The sequence below is a fragment of the Janthinobacterium sp. JC611 genome, from assembly GCF_018682595.1.
Taxonomy (GTDB): domain Bacteria; phylum Pseudomonadota; class Gammaproteobacteria; order Burkholderiales; family Burkholderiaceae_D; genus Janthinobacterium.
Genome location: NZ_JAFLJN010000025.1, coordinates 250102 through 275420, shown reverse-complemented (window position 1 = coordinate 275420; position 25319 = coordinate 250102). Strand labels below are relative to the sequence as shown.

Sequence of the window (25319 nt, the reverse complement as noted above, 5' to 3'; positions counted from 1 at the left end):
CCCGCATGAGTCCTCCCTCTTCACGCGACACCCTGCAACAACTGCGGCAGCACATGGCGCGGCTGTACGGCCTGCCAGTACAACTGAGCCTGCTGGCAGCGCTGCTGCATGCCTGCCAGCAAATCTACGGACAACGCACGCAAGTATTGCTGCACTGGACGGGACTGCCCTTGACAGCGGCCGGCGACGACGCCTCGGCCTGGCTGCGGCAACTGCTGGACGCCTGTGAAGCGCCCGCGGCAGGCAGTGCCCCCTGCAGCCCCGCGCAGGCATTGACGCTCGCCAGGATTGAAGTGCGCACGCCCCAGCGCAACGTGATACTGGCGCCGTGCGACCCGATGCCATCCGGCGACTGGAGCGTGCGCGGCGCGCCGGGCGGCGAAGCGTTACAACAGGCCTGGCAGCTGGCCGCCGCCGCGCTGGCGCAGACGCTGGAGGCCGAATCGCTGGTCGAACTGTCGCGCGCGCTGGGCCTGCCGGCGGTTACGCAGCAGCCGGCGCTGTACCTGGTGCATGGCGCCGACGGCAGCGCGGCGCCTTTTGCCCCGCTTGCCGCGCGCCTGAACTGTCGCGTGCATGCGTTCAGCCTGCGCGAGGCAGGGCGCCGCCAGCCAAGCATACAGGCACTGGCGGCGCACTACGTCAGGCGCATGCTGAGCGCCTCTCCCGCTACGGCCTACCGTGTCGGCGGTCACTCGTTCGGCGCCATCGTCGCTGCGGAAATGGCGACGATACTGCGCAGCGTCGGCAAGCAGGTCGACCAGGTGGTGCTGCTGGACCCGTCGCTGGCCATGGCCGCGCGCGACCGCCAGAGCGATGCCGGCAACGAAATGCTGACCCTGTATCTGGCCCTGCATCCCGAGATGACCGAGCAGCAAGTCGCCGGACGCATGGACGCAAATGAACTGGCGGCGCGCATCGCGCAGCGCATGCCCAGGAACCGCATCGACGAAGTGCTAAGCAACCGCCATGCCTGCCTGGCCCTGCTGCAGCGCTATCGGCCGACGCCGGACGGCGCCGACGGCGCCAGCTGTCTGCGCCTGCACGCGCGCCAGCCTTTCATCGCCAGCTGGAACGCGGCCGCCATGGCCTATCGCCAGCCCGGCATTGACGTGCCCGGCAACCATTTTTCCATGCTGGCCGAGCCCCATGCCGGCAGCCTGGCCCAACTGATACAAACGCACCGAGAAGCCAACAATGACCACCTCCTACACTCCTGAATATCCACATCAGCTGGTCGAGCGCCAGGCCCGCCTGACACCTGCGCTGCCGGCCCTGTGTTCGGCCGCAAGTACCGTGTCGTATGGCGAACTCAACGCCCGCGCCAACCGCCTGGCGCGGCTGCTGCAGACGGTGCATCACGTGCAGCCGATGGACAGCGTCGCCGTCTGCAGCGCGCATGAGCCGAGCCGGACGCTGCTGCTGCTGGCGCTGGCCAAGTGCGGCGCCGTGTATGTCCCCGTGGATATCGAATGCCCCACCGAACGCCTGCAACGCATCGCGCAGCAGGCTGGCGTGCGCCTGCTGCTGACGGCACTGAGCGAGCGCCGCATGGCGGCCGAGACCACGCTGAGCGTGCTGCCCTGCGCGCAAGCCGAGCACGCTGCCCTCGAGCTGTCCGACGCCGACATCGCGCCGCTGGTACCGGTGACGGCGCCGCTGTACATCATCTTCACCTCCGGCTCAACCGGCCAGCCCAAGGGCGTCGCCGTATCGCATGCCGCCGCCTACAACCATTTCAGCTGGATCGTGCGCTACCTGAACGTCGGGGCCGGCGACTGCTGGCTGCAAAGCATACATCCATGCTTCGACCCGTCGATGCACGAGTTGATGGCGCCGCTGATGGTCGGCGCCCGCATCGCCTTTCTCGGCGGCGAGCGCAACATCGATGGCGACCGCATCGTCGACGCCATCGAGCGCCACCAGGCGACCCATATGACCACCGTACCCACCATGCTCACCCTGATACTGCAAACGCCGGGCATCGAGCGCTGCACCTCCATGCGCGCCATGTGCGTCGGCGGCGAGGTATTCCGGCCGGCGCTGGCGGCACGCGCCAGCGCGCTGCTGCCGGCGGCCGGCATCTACAACGTCTATGGCCCGACCGAAGCGACCATCATGGCCAGCGCCTGGCGCTATGACGGCCAGCCAGCCGACTCGCTGCCGATAGGCGAGCCGGTACCGCACACGCGCTTCTACCTGCGCGACGGGGAGGGCAAGGTGCACCGGCTCAGCCCCTTCCTCGAAGGTGAGCTGTGCATCAGCGGCGCCGCCCTGGCCAACGGCTATGTCAACGATGCCGCCGAAACGGCGCGCAAATTCATCGCCAATCCGCTGCCCGAGCCCGAATCGCCGCATTTGTACCAGCGGCTGTATCTGACCGGCGACATCTGCCGCGTCGACGCCGCCGGCGAGCTCCATTGCATCGGCCGCGTCGACGACCAGGTCAAGATCAACGGCCAGCGCGTCGAGCTGGCGGAAATCGAGGCCGTGCTGCTCGATTCCGGTCTGCTGGACGACGTTACCGCGCTGCTGGCGGGCACGCGCCTGGTGGCGGCGCTGGTGCCGGGACCGGGCGCCGACGACGACGCGCGCTGGCTCGACCGGCTTGCCGCCCATGCCGCCCGCTCCCTGCCGCCCGCCTGGCTGCCCAGGCAATTCCTCTCGCTACGCGAAATCCCGCGCCAGGCACTGAGCGGCAAAGCGGACCGCAAATCCCTGCAAGCCATGTTCGCCAGCGACGGCATTGCGACGCTCCCACCGGAGGCCACGCAAGAGACCGCGCCGGACGCCGCCCAGGCGGGCGCCTGCATGGCCCGGCTGGCGGCGGCCCTGGCCGACGTCCTGGGCACGCCCGGCGTCGCACTCGAACGCGACCTGCCGTTCGCCGAGCTGGGACTCGATTCGCTCGGCGTGCAAATGTATGCGCTGCGCGTCAGCACGGACTTTGGCGTGCGTCTGCGTGCCGAAGAGCTGTTTGAATTCTTCACGCTGGAACTGCTGGCGCAAGCCATCGGCTCGCGGCAAGACAGCGGCGCCGCCTCCCTGGCCCCCGCCTGTGCATAAGGATGAGCATGCAAACCAGCAGTGATATCTGCATCATCGGCGGCGGCATCAGCGGCCTGTATCTGGCGCTGCAACTCAAGCGTAACCAGCCGGAACTGCGCATCGAACTGTTCGAGGCGCTGGAAGCGGTGGGTGGCCGCGTGCAGACCGAACCCATGCTGAACGGCCAGTTCCGTGCCGAATTCGGCGCCGTGCGCATCGAACCGGACCTGCAACCCTTGATGGACCAGTTTGTGCAGCAATTGGGCATCGCCACGACCGCCATCACCTCGCATGAGGCCTGCTCGGCAATCCGGCCCGACACTGCGCGCCTGACGTCCTCCGAGCGTGCCGTCGTCGAGCAGGCCGCCGGCGGCGACGTCGCCTGGGCGCTGCTGTGGCACGCTATCGGGCAGATCATCGGTGCCCAATGGCCGCTGGCCGGCGACCATCTGGAACGCCCGGCCCGCGCCGCCGAGAAGGCCCGCTTCCGGCGGCTGGCGCAGTTTGGCGGGCGCCCGCTGTACCAGCAGGGCATGTGGAATGTGCTGAGCGAGGTACTGAGCCACGAAGCGGTCGAGTTCACCCGCGAAAAAGGCGCCTTCTATAATTTCAAGAACCAGAATCCCAACGCCGCCGACTGGATCTGCCAGCTGCTCGACATGCGCCTGATGCAGCGCCCTTCCTACATTCCACAGGGCGGCATGCAGGCACTGATCGACGCCGCGGAACAGGCCGTGCGCGCGGCCGGCGTCGAGATCCACGTAGGCCACCAGTTGCTGGCCTTCAGCGAGCGCGCCGATGGCGCACTCGATCTGCAATTGCGGCACGACGGCGGGCGCATGACGCGGCAGACCCGGCGCCTGATCCTGGCCCTGCCGCGCACCGCCCTGGAAACGCTGGCGCCCTCGCTGCCCGCACCGGTGCAGGCCTGCCTGGACGCCGTGCTGTGCTTTCCCATCGTCTGGGCCTCGTGCGTGATGGCCGATCCCTGGTGGGCGCCCGGCGCCGCGCCAGGCAGTGGCGAAGGCGCCACCACGCGCGCCGCCCATTTCGAATCGCATCCCGAGCAGCCCGATGCCTACGGCCTGGCGATGTTCTACAACGATGATCCCTGGTGCCACTACTGGGCCAATCTGGGCGAAACGCCAGGCGCGCGCTTCCCCCACAAGGGCCGGCCGGTACGCAGCAGCGACGAGCGCCTGCGGCAGGCCCTGGTGCGCACCTTGCAGCAGACCTTTGGCCGCGACGACCAGCCGCAGCTGCTCGAATGGGGCCTGTGCGACTGGAGCGCGGCGCCGTTTGGCGCCGGCGTGCATTTCTGGAAACCCGGACGCGATTCGGAACAGGTCATGCGTACCCTGGCGGCATTCGCCATCGGCGAAGACGGCCGCGCGCCGCAGGTGCATATCTGCGGCGAGGCCTATTCCGACTTCCAGGGCTTTTTCGAAGGCGCGCTGCGTTCGGCCCGGCGCGTGCTGCAAGCGCTGCCAGCGAGCGCGACTTCCTCCCATCAAGGATCAGACCATGAACGCCATTAATCCCCCCTCCCCGCGCGACATCGCCATCGTCGGCATGGCTTGCGAACTGCCCGGCCAGGCCGACACCCTGGCCGGCTTCGAGCATGTGCTGATGCAGGGCATCGACGCCACGGGCGCCTTGCCGGCGGAACGCTTCGACAGCGCCACGCGCGAGGGCCTGGCCGCCGCCGCCCGCCATGGCGGCTACCTGCGGCGCTCGCCGTGGATGTTCGACGCCGGCTGTTTTGGCATCGCGCCCAAGGAAGCCGCCTACATGGACCCGCAGCACCGCCTGCTGCTCGAATGCGCCTACCACGCGCTCGAGGATGCCGGCCTCGATCCGGCTGCGCTGCGCGGCAACCCGTGCGGGGTGTTTGTCGGCGTCAGCACCAGCGATTTCGGCCGGCGCATGGCTGCCAGCGGCGACTATAACGGCTACCTCAGCCGCGGTGCCCTGGGCAGCATGGCGGCCGGCCGCCTCTCCTATCATTTCGGCCTGGAAGGCCCCAGCCTGGTGGTCGACACGGCGTGCTCGTCGTCGCTGGTGGCGATGCACCAGGCCGTTTCAGCGCTGCGCGAAGGACGCTGCGGCATGGCCATCGTGGCGGGCGTGTCGCTGATCCTGGCGCACGACTACAGCGCCGACCTCGCCGCCGCCGGCATGCTGGCGGCCGACGGCCGCTGCAAACCCTTCACCCGCCATGCCGACGGCTTCTCGCGCGGCGAAGGCGTCGGCGCCATCGTGCTGCTGCCGGCCGCCGCCGCGGCGGCGCGCGGCATGCGCGTCTACGCCCATGTGCTGGGCAGCGCCATCAACAGCGATGGCCGCAGCAACGGCATCACCGCACCATCGAAAACCGCCCAGCGCCGCCTGATGGAACAGGCACTGCACAGCGCCGGCGTGACGGCGCAACAGGTGTCGCACATTGAAACCCACGGCACCGGCACCGAGCTGGGCGACCGCATCGAACTGGCCGCGCTGGGCGAGGTATTCGGCCGGCGCGACACGCCGCTGTTCCTCGGCGCCGCCAAGGCCAACATCGCCCATTGCGAGGGAGCCGCCGGCATTGCCGGCATTATCAAGATGGCGCTCAGCCTGCACCGGCGCCGCATCGCGCCGCACTGCTTTGCGCACGATATCGATGCGTCCGTTGCCAGCGCCTTGCCGCAGGCGGTGCTGCCCGCGCAAGCGCTGGCCTGGCCTGGAGACAGCCGCCGCATCGGCGGCGTCAGCTCTTTCGGCATGAGCGGCAGCAATGCGCACGTGCTGCTGGGAGAAGCGGACGATGCGCCGCTGGCTGCGCCGGAGACCCCGGCCGACGGCCCGCAGCTGCTGCAGCTGTCGGCCCGCAGCACCGAAGCACTGCAGGCGCTGGCGCAACGCTATGCCGGCTGGCTGGCGCAGCCGAACGCCCCTGACGCCGCGGCCGTCTGCCACGCCGCACTGTTCCGCCGGCAGCTGTGGAACCAGGCCAGGCTGTCAGTCACGGGCGAAAATGCCTCCGACCTGGCCGCGCAGCTGCTGCAACGCCTGTCCACGCCCTTGCGCCCCCGTCCAGCCACGGCGCGCGTCGCCCTGGTGTTTACCGGCCAGGGCAGCCAGTACACCAACATGGCGCGCCAGCTGTACCAGCAAAATACCCTGTTCCGCTCGCTGCTGGAGCCGCTGGCCGCCCGCCTCGACCACCTGGCCGGCGAAGATACCCGCATCCTCGACGCACTGTTTTCCGGCGCTGCCGAACTGCGCCAGCCAAACGGACGCGAGCGCCAGCGCAGTGCCCAGCTGTCGCTCTTCCTGGTCGAATACGCACTGGCCGAATTCTGGCGCGCGCTGGGCCTGCGGCCGGTGGCCGTGCTGGGCCACAGCGTTGGCGAATACGCCGCTGCCTGCGTGGCCGGCGTGATGGACTTCGACGCGGCCGTGCGCATGCTGCTGGCCAGGGCCGACGCCATGGAAGCGGCGTGCATGGCCAGCGACTCGGCCATGCTGGCCGTGGCCGCCACGCCACAGCAGCTGGCGCCGCTACTGGCGCGCATCTGCGCTGCCGAACCGGCGCTGTGGATCGCCGTGCACAATGGCCCGCAATCGGTAGTCGTGGCGGGTCATGCCGCAGCGGTCGCGCAACTGTCGCAGGCGGCCGCGGACGCCGACCTGATGTGCATGCCGCTGGCCACGCGGGGCGCCTTCCACACGCCGCTGATGGCGCCGGCCGCCGCGCAATTCGCCGCCGCCTGCGCGGCGATGGCGCCGACGCTGCGCCCGCCCGCCGCCGCAGTGCGCTTTTACAGCTCGGTGGCCAGCGACGACGCGGCCGCGCTGGAGCACGGCGTCGATCAGCTCCATTACTGGAGCGAGCAGATCCAGACTCCCGTCAATTTTACCGGCGCCATTTCCCGCCTGCTGGCGGACGGCCCCGATCTGGTGCTGGAAATCGGACCACGCGCCGTGCTGACCCCGCTGGCGGCCAGCGCCGCACGCCTGGCCGCCAGCACCATTACCTGCCTGCCCAGCCTGGACATCCGTCACGACGACGTGCCCACCGTGCTGCGCGCGCTGGGCAGCCTGAGCGACCATGGCGCGCTGGATCCACGCCAGGCGATGCGGCAATTCGCCATCCAGGCAGAGCACCCCGTGCGGGACGGACTGCCACAGTATCCGTTCCAGCGCGAACACGTCCAGCCAGCATCGTGGCATGCCAGCCTGCCGGTCCAGGGCCGCGCCATGGCCCCGCTGCCGCCGGTTGCGGCGCTGGCGATACGCCATGAACTGAGCCTCGATCCGCTGGCAAGCGAGAGCTGGCTGCAGCAGCACGTCATCGAAGGCGCCGCGGTCCTGCCAGGCATGTACTACCTGTCCAGCGCCTTCAGCCTGGCACAGCGCTGGCTGCCGCAGGCGGCAAACGCCGCTGTACAGCAACTGACGCTGCACGATCTGCTGATCCATCAGCCGCTGGCGCTGGCGGCCGATGCTGCCACCGCGCTGACGTTGGAGATCGACGGCCCGGATGCCCGGCAATCGTATCAGCTGCGCTACAGCGCGCCCGGGCAAACGCGGGCGCTGCACGCCGAAGTGCGCGCCGGCTGGAGCGCGGCGCCACGGCCCGACGACGCAGCCGGCCCCGGAGCGGCCGCGCAGTGGGACGATGCCGCGCCCTTCTATGCCCATTACCGCGCCCGCGGCGTCAGCTACGGCCCCCTGTTCCAGCGGGTACAGGCCAGTCACCGGCTATCGGACGGCGAACTGTGGGGGCGCATCCTGCCGCCGGATGCGCCGACGGCCAGCCTGCCGCTGTGGCATGCGGCCCTGCTCGACAACTGCCTGCATACCCTGGGCATCTGCGCCGGCGATCCGCAGCAGGCCTATGTGCCCGTATCGGTGGGCAGCGCCTGGTTCGACGCCAGCGCCGCCTGGAACGCCGCCATCCTTTGCCAGGCCCTGCTGCGGCCAGCGCCCGCCGGTTTCCTCGATGGCGAGCTGCGGCTGTATTCCGAGCAGGGCCGCTGCATCGGCGTATTGAGCGAAGTGAGCTGCGCGGCCCTGGGCGCATCGGCCCTGCCGGCCCCCCTGCCGTTGCACGTGGTCGACTGGGTCACGCACGCGACGCCCGCAGGCTTGCAAGCCCGGCCTGCCGCCGGCGAGCAATGGCTGCTGGCCGCAGCCGCCCACAGCAGCTTGCCGTCGGCATGCGTGCAATGGCTGGCAGAGGCCGACGTGCATACCCGCCATGCCCAGTGGGACGCCGACGGCATGCTGCATGGCGCGGAATCAGCCACGGCGCCCCTGCGTACCATCCTGGTATTGCTCGACCCGGCCCAGCCACAGCCGACCGGTGCCGCCGCGCTGGCCCACTGGGCGCGCAACTGGCGCGAGACGCTGCAAGTGCTGCTGGACCGGCAGCCCGGCCAGCCCTTGCAGCTCTGCCTGGCCGAAGTGGCTGCGCATGCCGATGGCGAGGCCGCGCACATGCGCCGCGCCATGGCGCAGGCGCTGGCGACAAACTTGCGCAGCGAATTGCCGGCGCTCGATGTCAGCTGGATCGACAGCGACGCCGGCGGCGCGGCCATCGCCGCCGCTGCCTGCGCCATGCGGACACAGCCGGCCGGACTGGCCGATGGCGGCATTGCCGCCAGTGTGTGGCGGCTGCGCGCCGGCATCCTCGCGCAACGGCGCACGCTGCGCGTGGCGCCGGCCACGACGCCGGACCAGCCTTGCTGCCGCGCCGACGGCACCTACTGGATCAGCGGCGCTTTCGGTGGCATAGGCCGCCACCTGGCCGAGTATCTGGTGCGCCATGCGGGCTGCCGCCGCCTCGTCCTGATTTCCCGCACGGCGCCGACGGACGAACAACAAGCCTGGCTCGCGCAACTGACCACGCACGGAGTGACGCTGCAGCTGCTGCTGGCGGACCTGAACGACACGGCGGCGGCCAGCGCCGCGCTGGACGCCTGCAACGCGCCCATGCACGGCCTGTTCCACCTGGCCGGCAGCCTCGACGACCGCCCCATCGGCGACATCGACGCCGCGCAATTGCAGCAGGTGCTCGGCGCCAAACTGGGCGGCGCATGGCTGCTGCACCGGCATGCCGCGCGGCACGCGGAACTCGACTATTTTGTGCTGTTCTCGTCGCTGGCCGCGCTGCTGGAATCGCCTGGCCAGCTCAGCTATACAGCCGCGAATGCGGGACTGCAGCTGCTGGCGGCGCAGCGCCGGCAAGATGGCTTGCCCGCCACGGTGATCGACTGGGGACCATGGGATGGCGCAGGCATGATGCGCGGCCTGGCGCAAGGCAAGCGTTCGCGCGCCCTGCGCCAGCTGGCGCCGATGGCACCGGCACGCGGCTGCGCCACGCTCGCCGCATTGCTGGCAGGCCCGCAACGCCATGGCCACTACGCCGTGTATGCACTGGCGCCCGCCGCCGCGGCAAGCCAGGGCCAGCCGGGCGCAAGCGCGAACGTGAACGCGACCGGCGACCTGCTGGCTCGTCTGATCGCCAGCGAAACGGGACATGCCGCCAACGGGCTGGACGAGCAGGCGACGCTGGAACAGCTGGGCCTGGATTCCGTGGGCCTGATCCGCATTCGCAGCGAGCTGCAAAGCCAGCTGGGGCACAGCATTCCCGTGGCGCTGCTGCTGGCAGGCGGCACGCTGGCGGAACTGCGGCAACGCCTGGCCGGCCTGCAGCCGGCGGTGTCCGCGCAGGCAGCCGACGCCCTCCCGGCCGCCGCGCCGGCCACGCCGCGCACTCCCCTGTCGCCCGGGCAGTTCTCGCTGTGGTACGAACAGCAGCGCCAGGATGCGGGCAACGCCTACCAGTGCGCCATCGGTTGGCGCATCGATGGCACCGGCCTGGACATGGCGGCCCTGCAAGCCCGCTGGGAGGCATTGATCGCCGCGCACGAATTGTTGCGTGCCACCGTCGATGGCGACGATCAGGAAACGGGCCCCGCCTACGTGGTCCATGCGCCAGCCACGGTGCAGACGGCCAACGCGATCCGGCAGCAGCCCGTGCAGGATGAGGCCGCGGCACTGGCGCAGATAGCCGACATGCTGGCGATGGCGCCTTCGCTGCACGACAGCTTTGCCACGCGCGTGACGGTGCTGCATGCCCACGATGGCACCGGCTACCTGGTATTGAGCTCCAACCACGTGCTGATGGATGCCAGCGCCATGTTCTACATCGGCCAGCAACTGGCCGGCGCCCTGTGCGGGCTGCCGCCGGCCGACAGCCAGGAGCCGGTGGCGCAGTACCGCGACTTTGCCGCCAGCCAGCGCCAGCTCGGCGCCGATGCCGTGGCGCGGGCCGCCGCCCACATCGCGCCACAGCTGCTGGCGCAAGATGGCAGCCTGCTGCGTCTCGACCTGCCATATGAGCGCACGGCGTCGCCGTCCGCCGCCGGCGACAGCGTGGCGATACCATTATCCCCTGAGGCGATGCAGCGGCTGCGCGCCCTGCCAGGCAACCGCCGCGCCAGCGTCTGCCTGGCGGCCTGGCTGCTGCTGCTGGCGCGCTACAGCGGCCAGCAGCGGGTGCTGACCGGGGTGGCGTTCAATGGCCGCACCCAGCAGCGCTGGCGCCACACGGTCGGCCACTTCGTCAATGTGCTGCCGCTGATGCTCGATATCGATGAAAACGGCAACAGTGCTGCGCTGGAACGCAGCGTCTCGAGCGCGCTGTTCGAACTGCTCGAGTTCCAGGATATCCCGCTGGCCCAGCTGATGCGCGACGAGCGGCTGAAGGTGGCCGTGCAGGGCCACGATCCCCTGCAAAGCTATTTCAATTTCTTCGATGCCACGGAAATGCATCTCGAGGCAGGTGCCGCCAGACTGACGCCGCTGACGATCCCGCAACAGCTGGCGCAGTTCGACCTCAGCCTCTGGATCACGCAGTACCAGGAGCATTGGGACATGCTGATCAAGTTCCGCTGCAACGCCTTCGGCCGGCCCGCCATGGCACGCATGGCGGCGCACTATGCGGCGCTGCTGACGCAGCTGGCGGCCGGCAGCGACGCCGCCGTGGCACACCTGTCCATGCTGTCGGCTTCCGAACAGCACTGCCTGCTGGGCGGCCAGGGACCGGGCACGGCGCCAGTTGCCGTCGCCGCGCCGGGCGGCGCACGCGCATTGCCGGTACACCAGCAATTCCTGCTGCAGGCCGAACGCCATCCTGCGGCGGTGGCGCTGGAATGGGGCGAACATAGCCTCAGCTATGCGCAATTGCGCCACCATGTCCAGCAGCTGGCCACGCAACTGGCGGCCCTGGGCATCGGCAGGGAACACACAGTGGGCCTGATGATGCCGCGCGCCGCCTGTCCGGAATCGGTGATCGCCATTCTCGCGCTGTGGCAATGCGGCGCCGCGTATGTCGCACTGGATCTGCAGCATCCGCCGCAGCGCTCGCTGTACATGCTGCAGACCGCGCGCTGCACGCTGCTGCTGACGAGTGGCGAACGTCCCGGCGCGGAGATGCAGGCGCTGCTGCGGGCGCAGGCGCAGCTGGGGGTGCTGGAAATCGTCCTCGGGCAATCGCTGGCGGTGCAGGTGCGGCAGGCGGTCGTGGTGCCGCCGGCCGAGCGGCTCGAGCCGAACAGCCCCTATGCGGACGGCAGCGGCCATCTGGCGTACGTGCTGTACACCTCCGGCAGCACCGGCATGCCCAAGGGCGTGCTGGTCGAGCATGCCGGCCTGAGCGAGCGCCTGGCGTGGATGGCGGACTACTTCAGCTTTGGTCCCGGCGACAAGTTCCTGCAAGGCACAGTACTGACCTTTGACATTTCCGTTCCAGAATACTGCCTGCCGCTGATCTGCGGCGGCACCGTGGTGCTGCTGCCGGATGGCGCCGCCGGCAGCGCGCATGTGGCCGCCTGCCAGGCGCACGGCGTGACGATGATGAGCACGGTTCCATCGCTGCTCAACCTGCTAGTCACCGAGCTTGCCGCCTGCCATAGCCTGCGCCACGTCATCTCCGTCGGCGAGGCGCTGATGCGGCCCGTGGTGCAGCAATGGCTGGCATCAGGCACGGCAGCGGTGCTGCACAACCTGTACGGGCCAACCGAAGTCACCATCTATGCCACCTTCCACGCTTGCCGCGCCTTGCCGCACGGCAGCGGCGCACTCATCGGCAAACCCTGTCCCGGTGTCAATTGCTGGGTACTCGACAAGCTCGGACGCCCGGTGCCGCCGGGCGTAGCCGGCGAACTGTACCTGGGTGACAGCGGCGTCGCGCGCGGCTACATCGGCACGGTGCGCCAGCCCGATCCGTTCTACGCCAATCCGCTGCAGACGCCGCAGCGGCGCATTTACCGCACGGGCGATATCGTCAGGTGGACCGTGGATGGCGAACTGGACTACATCGGCCGCAATGATTTCCGCGTCAAGCTGCGCGGCCAATTGATCGAGCTGGGCGAAATCGAGCACGCGCTGCTGGCGCAGGCCGGCGTGCAGCATGCGTGCGCACTGGTCATGGAAGTTGGCCAGCCCGGTGCAACGACGCGCCAGATCATGGCGGCCGTGATCTCCCGCACGCAAGCCGATGCCGCGCTGCTGCAACAGTTGCGCCAGCGCCTGCCCGAGTACATGTTGCCATCGCAACTATTCCAGCTGAATACCTTCCCGCTCAACAGCAGCGGCAAGGTCGACCGCGCGGCATTGAGCGCCCTGCTGGCGCAGCGACTGGAACAGCAGCGGGAACAACGCTTGCCTGCCGTGGCGACGGCGCTGACGCCGTTGCAGCAGCGCATCAGTGCGCTGTGGCAGGAATTGTTGCAGGTACCGGTGGTGGACGTCGACGAGAACTTTTTCCAGCTGGGCGGCGATTCACTGGTACTGACGCGCATGGTGCTGGCGGTGGAACGCACGCTGGGACTGCGCATCCATTTCGGCCGCTTCGTCAGCAATCCCACCATCAATGGCCTGCTGGCGGCCGATGCAGCCGAAGACGCGGCGCCCCGCGGCGCCTACCAGGCAGACCTGGAGCGCATGGGCGACCTGCCGCCATTCCCCGTCGGCGCGACGCCGGGCAAGGCCGTGATGCTGACCGGCGCCAGCGGCCACCTCGGCATGCATCTGCTGCACGCCCTGCTGACCGAAAGCACGGCGCGCATCGTCCTGCCGCTGCGTGGCGACGATGGCACAGCGCGTCTGGCGGCGCGCTACCGGCGCCTGTTCCATGCGGACTTGCCGCTACAAAGACTGAGCGTGCTCCAGGCCGACCTGGCACTGCCGTCGCTGGGCATGTCGGCAGCCGACTATGCCGGCTGCTGCGCCGGCGTGGGCCAGGTGATCCACGCGGCGGCGCACGTGAATCACGCCGCCGACTATGGCTCCATGCGCGACGGCAACGTCGGTGCCACCCGCAATGTGCTGCTGTTCGCGGCGCAGGCCGGCGCCGCCCATGTGCACCACATGTCGACCCAGTTCACCGAACTGGCCGACTTGCCGGAAGCGCCGCTGGCCGCCGCCAGCCTGGAAGCCATCGCCTCCGGCTACGAGCAGTCCAAGCTGGCGGCCGAGCTGCAGGTGACGCAGGCGATAGCAATGGGCTATCCGGCCACGGTGTACCGCCTGCCCCTGATGTTCGACGACAGCGATACTCGCCTGTACACGCAAAACCACTTTGTCGCGCTGGCCATCAAATGCCTGCAGATGGATGCCTACCCTGATCTGCCGATGCCCGTGACGCTGCTCCCCACGGCGCTGGTGGCGCGCTACGTGGCCAGGCGCAGCAAGTTGAGCACGGCATCGGGAGTGCGCAACCTCAGCCTCGGGCCATTGGCGTTCGACACGCTCGCCCCGGCCCTGGGCGCCACGCTGCAAGCCACGCCTGCCGCGCGCTGGGTCGAACGCAGCAGGCAGGAAACGGCGGAAGACGATCCCTTCTTCCGGCTGCTGCCGCTGTATGCCGACCTGGGCGAGCCGCAGCCAGCGCAGGCGCCGTCGCGGCAAGTCGCGAATGGCGAATTCCTGCGCGAACTGGCGCAACTGGAACTGAGCGAGGTACGCGACGCCGCCACGCTGCACAGTTTTGCCGTCAGCAGCCTGCGCCGCCTGGCGCAGGCATCCGATTAACGCTTTGCCGGCCGGGGTGCAGCCGCGCCCCGGCCCATTTTGATGAGTTGATGATGAAATCCAGACTGGTTTACCTTGCCCTGTTCAGTACCATTTTCGCCGACGCCGCCGGTATCGGCATCGTCTATCCGACCCTGACCCCGCTGCTGCTGGGCGATGCGTCGCCGCTGTTCGACGCCAGCCAGGGACCGGCCTTCCGCTCGGCCGTCTACGGCCTGCTGCTGGCCATCTATCCGCTGATGATGTGCCTGGGTTCGCCCTGGCTGGGGGCCTTGTCGGACCGCAAGGGCAGAAAGCCCATACTGCTGCTGTGCTTGCTCGGCAATGCCGGCGGCATGGCGCTGACCGCCTTTGGCGTCTGGCAGGGCAGCCTGGTACTGATCTGCTGCGGGCGGGCGCTGGCCGGCATCACGGCGGCCAGCCTGCCGGTGGCGCAGGCGGCCATCATCGACCTCAGCACGGCCGACACCAAGGCTGCCAATCTCGCACTGGTGACGGCCGCCAACGGCATCGGTTTCGTTGCCGGTCCCTTGCTGGGCGGCATCATGCACCAGCAGGGCGCCGCGCTGTGGCTGCCCTATCTGTGGGCGGCCCTGCTGCCGCTGGCCAGCGCCGTGCTCGTCCTGCTGTGCTATGCGGATACGCGTACACTATCTGACGACAACACCCATCCGTGGCGCAATCTGTGGCTGATGCTGTGCCGTCCCGAGCTGCGCCAGCCCTTGCTGCTGCTGGCCGTCTTTTTACTCGGCTACTACATGTATTTCAACTACATGGCCGCGTTTGCGCTGCTGCACTACAGCTTTGACGCCTGGCAGGAAGCCCAACTGCTGGCGTATTACTCCACCTGCTTTGCCCTTGCCATGCTGTTTATCGTACCCTGGGCCACGCGCCGCTTTGCGCTGGAACGCATCCTGCTCCTCAGCCTGTCCATCCAGCCGCCGCTAGTCGCTGCCGTGGCACTGGGCAATGCGCCGGCCGTGCTATGGCTGCTGACCGGGCCGCTGGCGATTGCCGTCGCGACGACCTATGTCTGCCTGCTCAGCATTGCCTCCAACCGCACGCTGACGGAGCGCCAGGGACAACTGATGGGCTTGATCTCGGCGATCAATGCCCTGGCCTGGGGTGTCGCGCCACTGATCACGGCCGCCTTGCAACCCCTGTCGACCTTGCTGCCGGTGGTGGTGGCCGCGCTGGTATTGCTTGCCGGCGTCGCGTGCATGCTGGTCGCGCGCCAGCGCCAGTTGCAACCCGGCGGCGCCAAGTGAACGGCGTGCTACCTGTCATTTCCTACAGGGACGGGCGGCCGGCGATTGCTGCTACATTTCGACTTTGCTTGAATTAACTTGCTGAAAGGACTGCGATGTCTTCGTCCCACCACATCCTGCCCCATCCGCTCGGCCTGCGCCGCGTGGTCGTCACCGGCATCGGCATGCTGACGCCGCTGGCCGTGGGTGCCGAGCGGACCTGGCAACGGCTGCTGGCCGGCCACAGCGGTATTGGCGTGCTGGACCGCTTCCCCGCCGCCCACCTGCCGGCGCGCATTGCGGGGCAATTGCCGGCAGCCGGAGAGGAAGGCGGGTTTCGGCCCGAGGACTGGGTCGAGCGCAAGGAGCTGAAGAAAATGGACCCGTTCATCGTCTACGCCATCGCCGCGGCCACCGAAGCGCTGCGCGACGCCAACTGGGCCCCCGCCGACCTGGCGCAGCAGGAACGCAGCGGCGTCATGATCGGTTCCGGCATCGGCGGCCTGCCCGGTATCGAGGGCGCGGCCCGCGCATTGGAAAATGGCAGCCAGCGGCGGCTGTCGCCATTCTTCATCCCATCCAACCTGATCAATCTGGCCGCCGGACACATTGCCATTCAGCACCACCTGCGTGGTCCGGCGCACGCCACAGTCACTGCCTGCGCTTCCGGCGCGCACGCCATCGGCGATGCGGCGCGCATGATCGCGCTCGACGATGCCGATGTGATGGTTGCCGGCGGCGCCGAAGGCACGATCTGCGAACTCGGGGTGGCGGGTTTTTGCGCCGCCCGCGCGCTGTCCACGGCATTCAACGCCGCGCCCGAGCGCGCCTCGCGCCCGTGGGACCGCGACCGCGACGGCTTCGTGATGGGCGAAGGCAGCGGTGTCATGGTGCTGGAAGAATACGAGCACGCGCGTGCGCGAGGGGCCCGGATATACGCCGAAGTGGTCGGTTACGGCATGTCGGGCGACGCCTACCACGCGGTGGCGCCGCCGGAAGACGGCAACGGCGCGGCACGGGCCATGCAGGCGGCGCTGCGGCGCGCCCGCCTGGAACCCGCGTCCATCGATTACATCAATGCGCACGCGACATCGACCCCGGCCGGCGACCTGGCTGAAATCGCCGCCTTGCGCCACGTGTTCGGCGCCCACCTGCACGGCGGCGTTTCGGTATCGTCGACCAAGTCGGCCATGGGCCACCTGCTCGGCGCCTCCGGCAGCGTGGAAGCCATCCTGTCGGTGCTGGCCTTGCGCGACCAGATCGCCCCGCCGACGCTGAATCTGGACAACCGCGCCGCAGAATGCGAAGGCATCGACTTGGTGGCCGGCAAGGCATACGCCAGGCCGATCCGCCATGTCCTGTCGAATTCCTTCGGTTTTGGCGGCACCAACGCCGCGCTGATTTTTGCCGCGCCGCCCGATACCGCCCGATAATAGCCGGCGCCGGCTACAGCAGGCGCAAGGCCATCGCCTTGATGACGGCCGCGGTCTTGTTGACCGTATCGAGCTTTTGCAGCGAGTTGCTGATGTGAAACGTCACCGTGCGTTCGGTAATGTTCAGTATCTCGCTGATATCGGCGGAGGTCTTGCCATCGGCACACCAGCGCAGCACTTCCGCCTCGCGCTCGGTCAGCTGGATTTTGGGCGCATCCTTGGCCGCCACGGCGATGGCGTCGGCAAAATGTTCATGCACCACATTGGCGAGCCAGGCCACCCGCAAGGAGAGAACGTCGATTTCCCGCTCCGTCAAGGGCTTGCTGGAACGGGAAAAACTCAGCAAACCGACCTGGCCGCGCATATCGCACGATGATTGGCCCCAGCCGTAGCGCAAGCCGTGGGCATGCGCGTCCTCCCAGAACTCGGGATTCTCGTCCAGCATGTCACCACCCCACAGGATGGGCAACAAGGAGCGGTTGGCGCGGCTGACCGTCGGGTCGCTGCGCATGTACGACTGCTCCGAGTAACGGCGCTGCCAGGAACTTGGGTAATTATTCACGGTAAACACCTTGGGCTTGGACATCGGCAGCCGGCCTTGCAGGCCATACGCACAATAGTCGAACCCCAGGTCGCCGGCCACACCCACCAGCACTTCGAATATGTCGTCCGGCGTGCGGGTAGCAGCCAGGTTTTCGATCACACCTTGTTGCCATTCTGCTGCCGGATTACGCGTTTTTGGGGCGTTGTAAGCAAACATAGAAGTCCTTAGTCAGGGGAGAATTTGCCGTTGGACTCGTCGTACATAGTAAAAAGGCATGTCGACAAGCCGGCGTATGGTATCGGAAAGTCGGCTTTAAATTCTCACCAATACGCACCGCCAGCAACATAAATCGGTGCTGCTACCTGTGGTTCCCTACAGTTTTGTATCGCCCGCAATTACACTTTAATAGCCATCCCGTCACTGCCGCCGATAATCATGAAATTCCTTTCCGCCAAATCCGATGCGCTTTGCTGTATCTTGAAGTCCGAATTGGAGCACTACCGCTACAAAGTGTTTGTGGAAACCCTGGGATGGGACTTGCCAGCCCGGGATGGCAGGGAAACGGATCAATTCGACCATGACGATACCTACTATGTCATCGCGCGGGATGGCGAAGGCCGCATCAACGGCTGCGCCCGGCTCCTTCCCACCGACCGTCAATATTTGCTAGGTGAAGTATTTCCCCAACTGATGGCCGGACAGGCGCCGCCACGCCATCGCGAGATATGGGAACTGTCCCGCTTCACGTCGATGGACCTGCACGACAACCGCAATACGCTGGAAGACACTTTCCGTCTGCTGCGCAAGGCCATCGCCACGGCAGCGACCTTGGGCGCGCGCCGGATTATTTCCGTCTCCCCCGTCGGCATCGAGCGTCTGCTGCGGCAAGGCGGCTTTTCAACGGAGCGCGCCGGGCCGCCGATGCGCGTGAATGGCCATCTGCTGTACGCTTGCTGGATCGATGTGCCTGTCCAGGAGCAGCCGGTCAGCGCACTGCCGGCGCGACTGTGGCGGATGCTCGGCGCACGCAAGCTGGCGACGCTGCAGGGACAAATCGCTGGCGCCGCCTAGCAAGTCGGCCGGAGCACGTCGCGGATGCCGAGGCGGGCAGAGGCGCTGAGGCAGGGGGAAATAAAACGCGACAACGGTCATTAAATCAGACAAAATTGCATATTTAAAACTTCTGATTGCCTGCGCAGCTTTGGCTGCCGCATGTGATGCGTGGCAATCGGCTCATGTGCTGCACGGATGGCTTGCGTGGCGCCATCTCAAGGGCTGATGATTGATGCACACTATATCGATAGATACCCTCTCCGTAATCGCCAGGCAATGCATTGCCGTCACGTGCCTGCAACGCTTCTGCCGGCGCTTCCACATCCGCCATCCGGCGCTGTCCGCGTTCACCGAACACGTGTGGCAAGTGGCGCAGCTCGGGCCAGGCGATTTCGCAGCCTGGGAACGCGGCTTTGCATCGCTGGCCGTCACGGGCATGGGCGATCCGTGGCCGGACGACCTGCGCGTGGCCATACCCGGGCACCTGCTCGGCGCGCTGGAAGAGCTGGTCGGACATGTACTGGAAACGAGTGCCTGTACCTGGCATGGCGACGACCTTCCGGCCAGCAGGCAGCAGCTGGAAGCCGTCCTTGCGATCTGCGCCAGGCATGCTGTGGAAGTGCCGCCGTTTGCGCACTATGTGCAGCCCGATGCGGCACTGCGCGGCGGCTGGGGAGCGGTGCTGACGGACGACGAAGTCAGGGCCTGGCAAGCCCTGGTCTAGCAGTCAGCCCGTCATGTCTGGCTTGTCAATCCCGCCAGCCGCACCTGTTCGAGCAGCCGCTCCTCTTCATCCGTATCGGCGTCGACTTGCGTGACCACAGTCCAGAAGCGCGCGCACGTCTTGATTTGCTCAAAAGCATGGCTCGTTTCCAGCCGCACCATGGTTTTCCTCAGGCTGTGCAGATAGCCTGCCTCGACGGCGTCGAGCAGTTCGTCATTGGCGGCATCGATCAGCTCGCTCAGCGCGCCTTCGATCCTGGCGTAGCCCTCCTCCCACAGCTGGCCGATTTCCGGCACGTCGACTTCCATGCACTCGTTCGACCAGTCCGGAGGATAGTCATCGCGCTCCCGGTTAGCGGGATCGGTATCAAAGCTCAGCGAAAGGGAGGGAAACGAGACGGCGTTGAAGGCAAAGGCTGAAAATGCCTGATCCTTGAAGGCGGACGCGCCCAGCACCGCCAGCGATGCGCTGGCCAGCCTGAACCAGGTTGCTTCAACGTCATAGGCCGTTTCAAACGCGTGCCAATCCGGCGGAAAATCGGGAGTCTAGGGCATGGGGGCCTGTCGAAAAAGAATGGCGGTAAATGGTAAAGCGATCATACGTGGCACTTCCCGCGCCGCAGACGGCAGCATGTGTGCAGTGGACGCCTTATCTCGGTGGCAGATTGACGCTGAACGACTTGCTGTACTTGCTCATGATCTGCCTGATCTCGCCGCTGGCCGAGAGTTTCTTGAGCGCTTCTTTGAGTGCCCGCGTCGTTTCCGGCTGTGCAGTTTTCTTGGAAACAAACAAAATGAAATCGTTGCTGCCCAGCACAAGCGGAACGCCAATATCTTCCGGTTTCACGCCAGCCATGTATGCGCCATAAAACAGGCCCAGACTGGAGCCTATCCCCGCGTCCAGTCGTCGCATGGCCAACATTTTTGCCATGGTGACATAGTCATTGACGGGATACTTCTGGATCGCATTGTCGGTGTCGAATTGCTCCACATATTTGCTGGTGCGTACCACGCCGACGGTCTTGCCGTGCAGTTCGCTCAGCTTGCTGTAGTTCTTGCCGGATGGCCCGACGACGATGATAGGCATCGACACGACCACGTCCACCGGCACGGCGCCGCGCGTCATTTGATCATTGCCGAAGCGTATGGTCACGTCGGCGATCCCGTTTTCAATATCGGCGGCGGTTCTGGGATAAGGGACAAGCGAGTTGGTATAGCGCAAGCCGGCAACTTCCGCGATGCGATTGCCGATGTCGTACATCATGCCCGTGGGCTGGCCGTCGCTCCCGATGAATCCCCATGGCGCACCGAGTATGGTGGCAATTTTGAGCGGTGCGCCGATCACCTGGCCCGGCAGCACCAGCAAGGTAGCGAGAATGGCAAACAGCCTGACAACTTTCATTTCCATCACTTTTTTAGAGGCGTGAAGTCCATGGATCCCATGCATAGTGTATGCCCGATTGGCCTGGATGCACTACATGACGATCAATTTTCCATCAGCTTTGTGCTGCTGGAAGGGCCGCGCCTGGTGCGCCGCCCTATCCGATTTCAGGAAGGGACCTATCCATCCAATGCCACGTCACCTCGTCGTCAGGCAAATCGAGCAGCCAGTCGCGCGCGGCGCGCGGTTCCACGGCCCCATGGTTGTGCCGTATCGTCAGGCACTGTTCCCACGTCACGGGACCATAACGCCTCTTGCCGGCGGCATCGAGCACGCTGAAATGGCGAAACTCTTCGCCTTTGCGCAGCAGCCGGGCCAGTTCCGTCAAGCCCTGCCCTTGGGCCGGTTGCCAGTATGCGGAAAATGGCGCGCTCGGCGCGTCGCTGTGCAAGCCGGCAGGGCGCAGCGCATACTCGGCGGCCAGGAAATATGGTTCTTGCAACAGCGAGGCGGCGCTTGGCTGCGGGATGGCGGGCGGCGGGCTGATGCCCATGGCAGCGTCAAGCAAGCTCTTTCGTTGACCATCCCATGGCGGCAGATCGGCTGGTGGCAATGGCAAGATTTTATCGAGGTTGGGGAAACGGCGATTGGGGTTGAAGCCAAGGGCACGACTAAGTACGCCGTAACGTTCCGCTCGCGCCTTATCAATATACGGAACCAGCATATTTGCAAGATCAAACGGATCGCCGAATTCAATCTTGAGTTTGTTTGCGCACTTTTCGCAGCCGAATGCTACTCCCTCATGTAGAACTTTAAGAGCAAGTGCTTTAGTTTCTGGCGTACGCGGCCCGCTAACTCTCCCTGAGGCCATTCTCGGGGAGGCATACATGTAAGACAAATTATATGCAACTGGTCCGTACCCTTGGGAAAATGCACATTCCATCATTTTTATTGCAACAGGAATATTAGCCCAATACCCTGCGCCCTCATTTGCAGGACCCACATTTAGTTTATCTGACAAAAAATCCATCGCTTGAGGATTACCCATCTGTGCCGCCTTTTGCCAGAAGGCATAGGCACGCGTGATGTCGCCGTTGACACCCGTGCCATTCGCATAATATGTTCCCATCCGGTCATACGCCGCCGGTATCCCCAGCCGCATCGCCTTTTCCACCAGTTGCACCGCATCTTCATTACCATGTGAGGGATCGCGCCCTTCCACATACAGGCTGGCCAGATTGAGCATCGCCTTCCAGTGCAATCGCTCGGCCGCTAGACGCGTCAGATCGACGATTTTTTTGTAATCGCGGTCTTCCACGAAAATTTCAGGATCTTCCAGGGCGCGTGCTGCGAGAAACCAGTCTTCGGCTTGCGCATCGATGGGAGGCACCTTGCTTGCCTCGGTTTCACAGATAAAATCCGCAACATGTGGATTGAAGAGGGGCAGGCTTTGATTGCGTGGCAAGACTTTGTCGTTTGGCATTTTGCAGGCAAGCAGGCAGCACAAGAAAATAGACGATGCGCAGCGTCCTCTCGCGGCAGCCATGCCGGATTGATTCCAAATCATTGCGTGCTCCATCGCTGCGGCATGGTGTTATCCCATATCAGGAAGGGACGCATCCATCCAATGCCACGTCACCTCGTCGTCAGGCAAATCGAGCAGCCAGTCGCGGCGCGGTTGCGGGAACGGCGCGCCCTGGCTCAGCCAGGCCTGGCGCCAGTATTGGTTGACGTTCGCCTGCAGCGGATGGTCGGCCGCCGCCCAAGGTTGCCAGACCCCGCTGGCCGGACAGGCTTGTGCGCAAGTGCAGCTCAACCATGGGTCGGGTCGCGCCGCCTCGCGCAGCAAGCCGCGCGCCGCGCGCGGTTCCACGGCCCCATGGTTGTGCCGTATCGTCAGGCACCGTTCCCACGTCACGGGGCCATAACGACTCTTGCCATCGGCATTGAGCACGCTGAAATGGCGGAACTCTTCGTCTTTGCGCAGCAGCCGGGCCAGTTCCGCCAAGCCCTGCCCTTGGGCGGGTTGCCAGTATGCGGAAAATGGCGCGCTCGGCGCGTCGCTGTGCAAGCCGGTGGGCCGCAGCGCATACTCGGCGGCCAGGAAATATGGTTCTTGCAACAGCGAGGCGGCGCTTGGCTGCGGGATGGCGGGCGGCGGACGCACGCCCTTGGCGGCATGCAGCAAGGTATCCCTGTCACCATTCCAGGGGGGCAGATCGGCTGGGGGAAGCGGTAATACCTTGTCCAGATTGGGAAAGCGGGCATTGGGATTGAATCCCAGCTCACGACCAAGTACGCCATAACGTTCTGCCCGTGCTTTATCAATATATGGAACCAGCATATTTGCAAGATCAAACGGATCGCCGAATTCAATCGTGAGTTTGTTTGCGCATTTCTCGCAGCCCAGCCTTACTCCAGTATGTAATACTTGCAAGGCACGCTCTTTGGTTTCAGCTGTTCTTTCCCCATCAGACGTGCCGTCAGGCGTTCTTAATACAACATATAAATAATATAAATCATACGCGGGTGGGCCATATCCCTGCCCCAGCGCGCACTCCATCATCTTGATTGCTACAGGAATATTCCCCCACATTTCAGCCCCCGGATAATCCTTTCCCGCAGTGAGTTTTTCCCCCAAAAAACCCAGCGCTTGCGGGTTACCCATCTGCGCCGCCTTTTGCCAGAAAGCATAAGCCCGGGTGATATCGCCTGCCACACCCGTACCGTTCGCATAATACGTCCCCATCCGGTCATACGCCGCCGGTATCCCCAGCCGCATCGCCTTTTCCAGCAGTTGCACCGCGTCTTCCTCACCATGCAAGGGATCGCGCCCTTCCACATACAGGCTGGCCAGATTGAGCATCGCCTTCCAGTGCAATCGCTCCGCCGCTTGACGCGTCAGATCGACGATTTTTTTGTAATCGCGGTCTTCCACAAAAATTTCAGGATCTTCCAGAGCGCGCGCTTCAAGAAACCAGTCCTCCGCTTGCGCATTGATGGGAGGCACCTTGCTTGCCTCGGTTTCACAGATAAAATCCGCGACATGGGGATTGAAAAGGGGCAGGCTTTGGTTGCGTGGCAACACTTTGTCATCTGGCATTTTGCAGGCAAGCAGGCAGCACAAGAAAATAGACGACGCGCAGCGTCCTCTCGCGACAGCCATGCCGGATTGATTCCAAATCATTGCGTGCTCCATCGCTGCGGCATGGTGTTATCCCATATCAGGAAGGGACGCATCCATCCAATGCCACGTCACCTCGCCGTCGGGCAAATCGAGCAGCCAGTCGCGGCGCGGTTGCGGGAACGGCGCGCCCTGGGTCAGCCAGGCCTGGCGCCAGTACTGGTTGACGATGGCCTGCAGCGGATGGTCGCCCGCGACCCACGGTTGCCAGACCCCGCTGGCCGGACAGGCTTGTGCGCAAGTGCAGCTCAACCATGGCTCGGGTCGCGCCGCCTCGCGCAGCAAGCCGCGCGCCGCGCGCGGTTCCACTGCCCCATGGTTGTGCCGTATCGTCAGGCACTGTTGCCACGTCACGGGGCCATAACGGCTCTTGCCAGCGGCATCGAGTACGCAGAAATGGCGGAACTCTTCGCCTTTGCGCAGCAGCCGGGCCGGTTCCGTCACACCTTGCCCACCGGCGGGTTGCCAATATGCGGAAAATGGCGCGGTCGGCGCATCGCTGTGCAAGCCGGCAGGGCGCAGTGCATAGTGGGCGGCCAGGAAATATGGCTCTTTTGAAAGCGACGCTGCGCTTGGCTGCGGAATGGCTGGCGGCGGACGGACACCCATGGCGGCGTCGAGCAGGCTCTTTCGTTGACCATCCCACGGCGGCAGATCGGCCGGTGGCAATGGCAGGATTTTATCGAGGTTGGGGAAGCGGCGACTGGGGTTGAAGCCGAGGGCACGACTAAGTACGCCATAACGTTCGCCGCGCGCTTTGTCCACATAGGGCGCCAACATATCAGCAAGATCAAAAGGAGAACCAAATTCAATTGCCAATGCGCTCGCACATTCTGCGCAGCCAAACTTGACTCCCTCATGCAATACATTTAGAGCACGCTGTTTGGTTGTGGGAGTTCGATCGCCAATCTCATCGCCATTCGCAGCTCTTGGTATTGCATACAAATAGTGCAAGTTAAACGCAGCAGGCCCGTATCCTTGAGAAAGCGCACATGCCATCATTTTTATCGCTACAGGAATATTGGCCCAATATCCAGGGATAGCACCGTCTGTTCCCGCTCTTAATTTCTCTCCTAAAAATGCCATCGCCTGAGGATTTCCCATGACAGCAGCCTTTTGCCAGAATGCATAGGCGCGAGTGCTGTCGCCGTCAACGCCGGTGCTATTCGCATAATACGTCCCCATCCGGTCGTACGCCGCCGGTATGCCCAGCCGCATCGCCTTTTCCACCAGTTGCACCGCGTCTTCCTCACCATGCAAGGGATCGCGTCCTTCCACATACAGGCTGGCCAGATTGAGCATCGCCTTCCAGTGTAAACGCTCCGCCGCTTGACGCGTCAGATCGACGATTTTTTTGTAATCGCGGTCTTCCACGAAAATTTCAGGATCTTCCAGGGCGCGCGCTTCAAGAAACCAGTCCTCCGCTTGCGCATCGATGGGCGGCACCTTGTTCGATTCGATTTCACAAATGAAATCAGGAACATGTGGATTGAAGAGGGGCAGGCTTTGGTTGCGTGGCAAGACTTTGTCGTTTGGCATTTTGCAGGCGAATAAAGGGATACACAGGAAAACTACCAATACGGAACATGGCAGGCGAATGAATATATTTTGATACTTTTTCATG

Annotated in this window: 14 protein-coding genes; 8 read left to right on the top strand and 6 right to left on the bottom strand. The window is 65.4% G+C overall.

What is annotated here, in order from left to right:
• The first annotated feature begins 5 nt into the window (after positions 1 to 5).
• The 6 genes from J0O65_RS19335 (at position 6) to fabF (ending at position 16810) form a co-directional block, all read left to right on the top strand.
• Positions 6 to 1220, top strand: a complete 1215-nt coding sequence (locus J0O65_RS19335; protein ID WP_215408857.1) for a thioesterase domain-containing protein — start codon at positions 6 to 8, stop codon at positions 1218 to 1220.
• The gene (locus J0O65_RS19330; protein ID WP_215408856.1) at positions 1198 to 3066 is read left to right on the top strand and encodes a non-ribosomal peptide synthetase; all 1869 of its coding nucleotides are present in this window, start codon (positions 1198 to 1200) and stop codon (positions 3064 to 3066) included. The genes J0O65_RS19335 and J0O65_RS19330 overlap by 23 nt, the downstream gene beginning before the upstream one ends.
• An 8-nt stretch (positions 3067 to 3074) precedes the next feature.
• Positions 3075 to 4586: a flavin monoamine oxidase family protein gene (locus J0O65_RS19325; RefSeq protein ID WP_215408855.1), complete on the top strand. Its 1512-nt coding sequence runs from the start codon at positions 3075 to 3077 to the stop codon at positions 4584 to 4586.
• A complete protein-coding gene (locus tag J0O65_RS19320) occupies positions 4573 to 14130 on the top strand; it encodes a non-ribosomal peptide synthetase/type I polyketide synthase (RefSeq protein ID WP_215408854.1) in 9558 nt (3185 codons plus the stop codon). Before J0O65_RS19325 ends, J0O65_RS19320 begins: the two co-directional genes overlap by 14 nt.
• A 50-nt stretch (positions 14131 to 14180) precedes the next feature.
• Positions 14181 to 15398, top strand: a complete 1218-nt coding sequence (locus tag J0O65_RS19315; protein WP_215408853.1) for an MFS transporter — start codon at positions 14181 to 14183, stop codon at positions 15396 to 15398.
• Between the two features lie 95 nt (positions 15399 to 15493).
• Positions 15494 to 16810: a beta-ketoacyl-ACP synthase II gene (gene fabF / locus J0O65_RS19310; protein WP_215408852.1), complete on the top strand. Its 1317-nt coding sequence runs from the start codon at positions 15494 to 15496 to the stop codon at positions 16808 to 16810.
• Positions 16811 to 16823: 13 nt separating this feature from the next.
• Here fabF and J0O65_RS19305 read toward each other — a convergent pair whose 3' ends face one another.
• Entirely contained in the window at positions 16824 to 17513 is a 690-nt protein-coding gene (locus J0O65_RS19305) for a LuxR family transcriptional regulator (RefSeq protein WP_215408851.1), read from the bottom strand.
• Between the two features lie 276 nt (positions 17514 to 17789).
• On the opposite strand from J0O65_RS19305, the gene J0O65_RS19300 reads away from it, so the two are divergent.
• Positions 17790 to 18425: an acyl-homoserine-lactone synthase gene (locus J0O65_RS19300; RefSeq protein WP_215408850.1), complete on the top strand. Its 636-nt coding sequence runs from the start codon at positions 17790 to 17792 to the stop codon at positions 18423 to 18425.
• Positions 18426 to 18639: 214 nt separating this feature from the next.
• Positions 18640 to 19131: a hypothetical protein gene (locus J0O65_RS19295; RefSeq protein ID WP_215408849.1), complete on the top strand. Its 492-nt coding sequence runs from the start codon at positions 18640 to 18642 to the stop codon at positions 19129 to 19131.
• Positions 19132 to 19142: 11 nt separating this feature from the next.
• Here the strand turns inward: J0O65_RS19295 and J0O65_RS19290 are convergent, their stop codons facing one another.
• The 5 genes from J0O65_RS19290 to J0O65_RS19270 all read right to left on the bottom strand — a co-directional run bounded on the left by J0O65_RS19290 (position 19143) and on the right by J0O65_RS19270 (position 25318).
• The gene (locus J0O65_RS19290; protein ID WP_215408848.1) at positions 19143 to 19586 is read right to left on the bottom strand and encodes a hypothetical protein; all 444 of its coding nucleotides are present in this window, start codon (positions 19584 to 19586) and stop codon (positions 19143 to 19145) included.
• A gap of 193 nt (positions 19587 to 19779) precedes the next feature.
• Positions 19780 to 20538, bottom strand: coding sequence for a substrate-binding periplasmic protein (locus J0O65_RS19285; RefSeq protein WP_215408847.1), 759 nt, complete (start codon positions 20536 to 20538; stop codon positions 19780 to 19782).
• A gap of 130 nt (positions 20539 to 20668) precedes the next feature.
• Positions 20669 to 22078: a tetratricopeptide repeat protein gene (locus tag J0O65_RS19280; RefSeq protein ID WP_215408846.1), complete on the bottom strand. Its 1410-nt coding sequence runs from the start codon at positions 22076 to 22078 to the stop codon at positions 20669 to 20671.
• A 27-nt stretch (positions 22079 to 22105) separates the two neighbouring features.
• Positions 22106 to 23698: a tetratricopeptide repeat protein gene (locus tag J0O65_RS19275; RefSeq protein WP_215408845.1), complete on the bottom strand. Its 1593-nt coding sequence runs from the start codon at positions 23696 to 23698 to the stop codon at positions 22106 to 22108.
• A 27-nt stretch (positions 23699 to 23725) separates the two neighbouring features.
• The gene (locus J0O65_RS19270) at positions 23726 to 25318 is read right to left on the bottom strand and encodes a tetratricopeptide repeat protein (RefSeq protein WP_215408844.1); all 1593 of its coding nucleotides are present in this window, start codon (positions 25316 to 25318) and stop codon (positions 23726 to 23728) included.
• Position 25319: the final 1 nt, after the last annotated feature.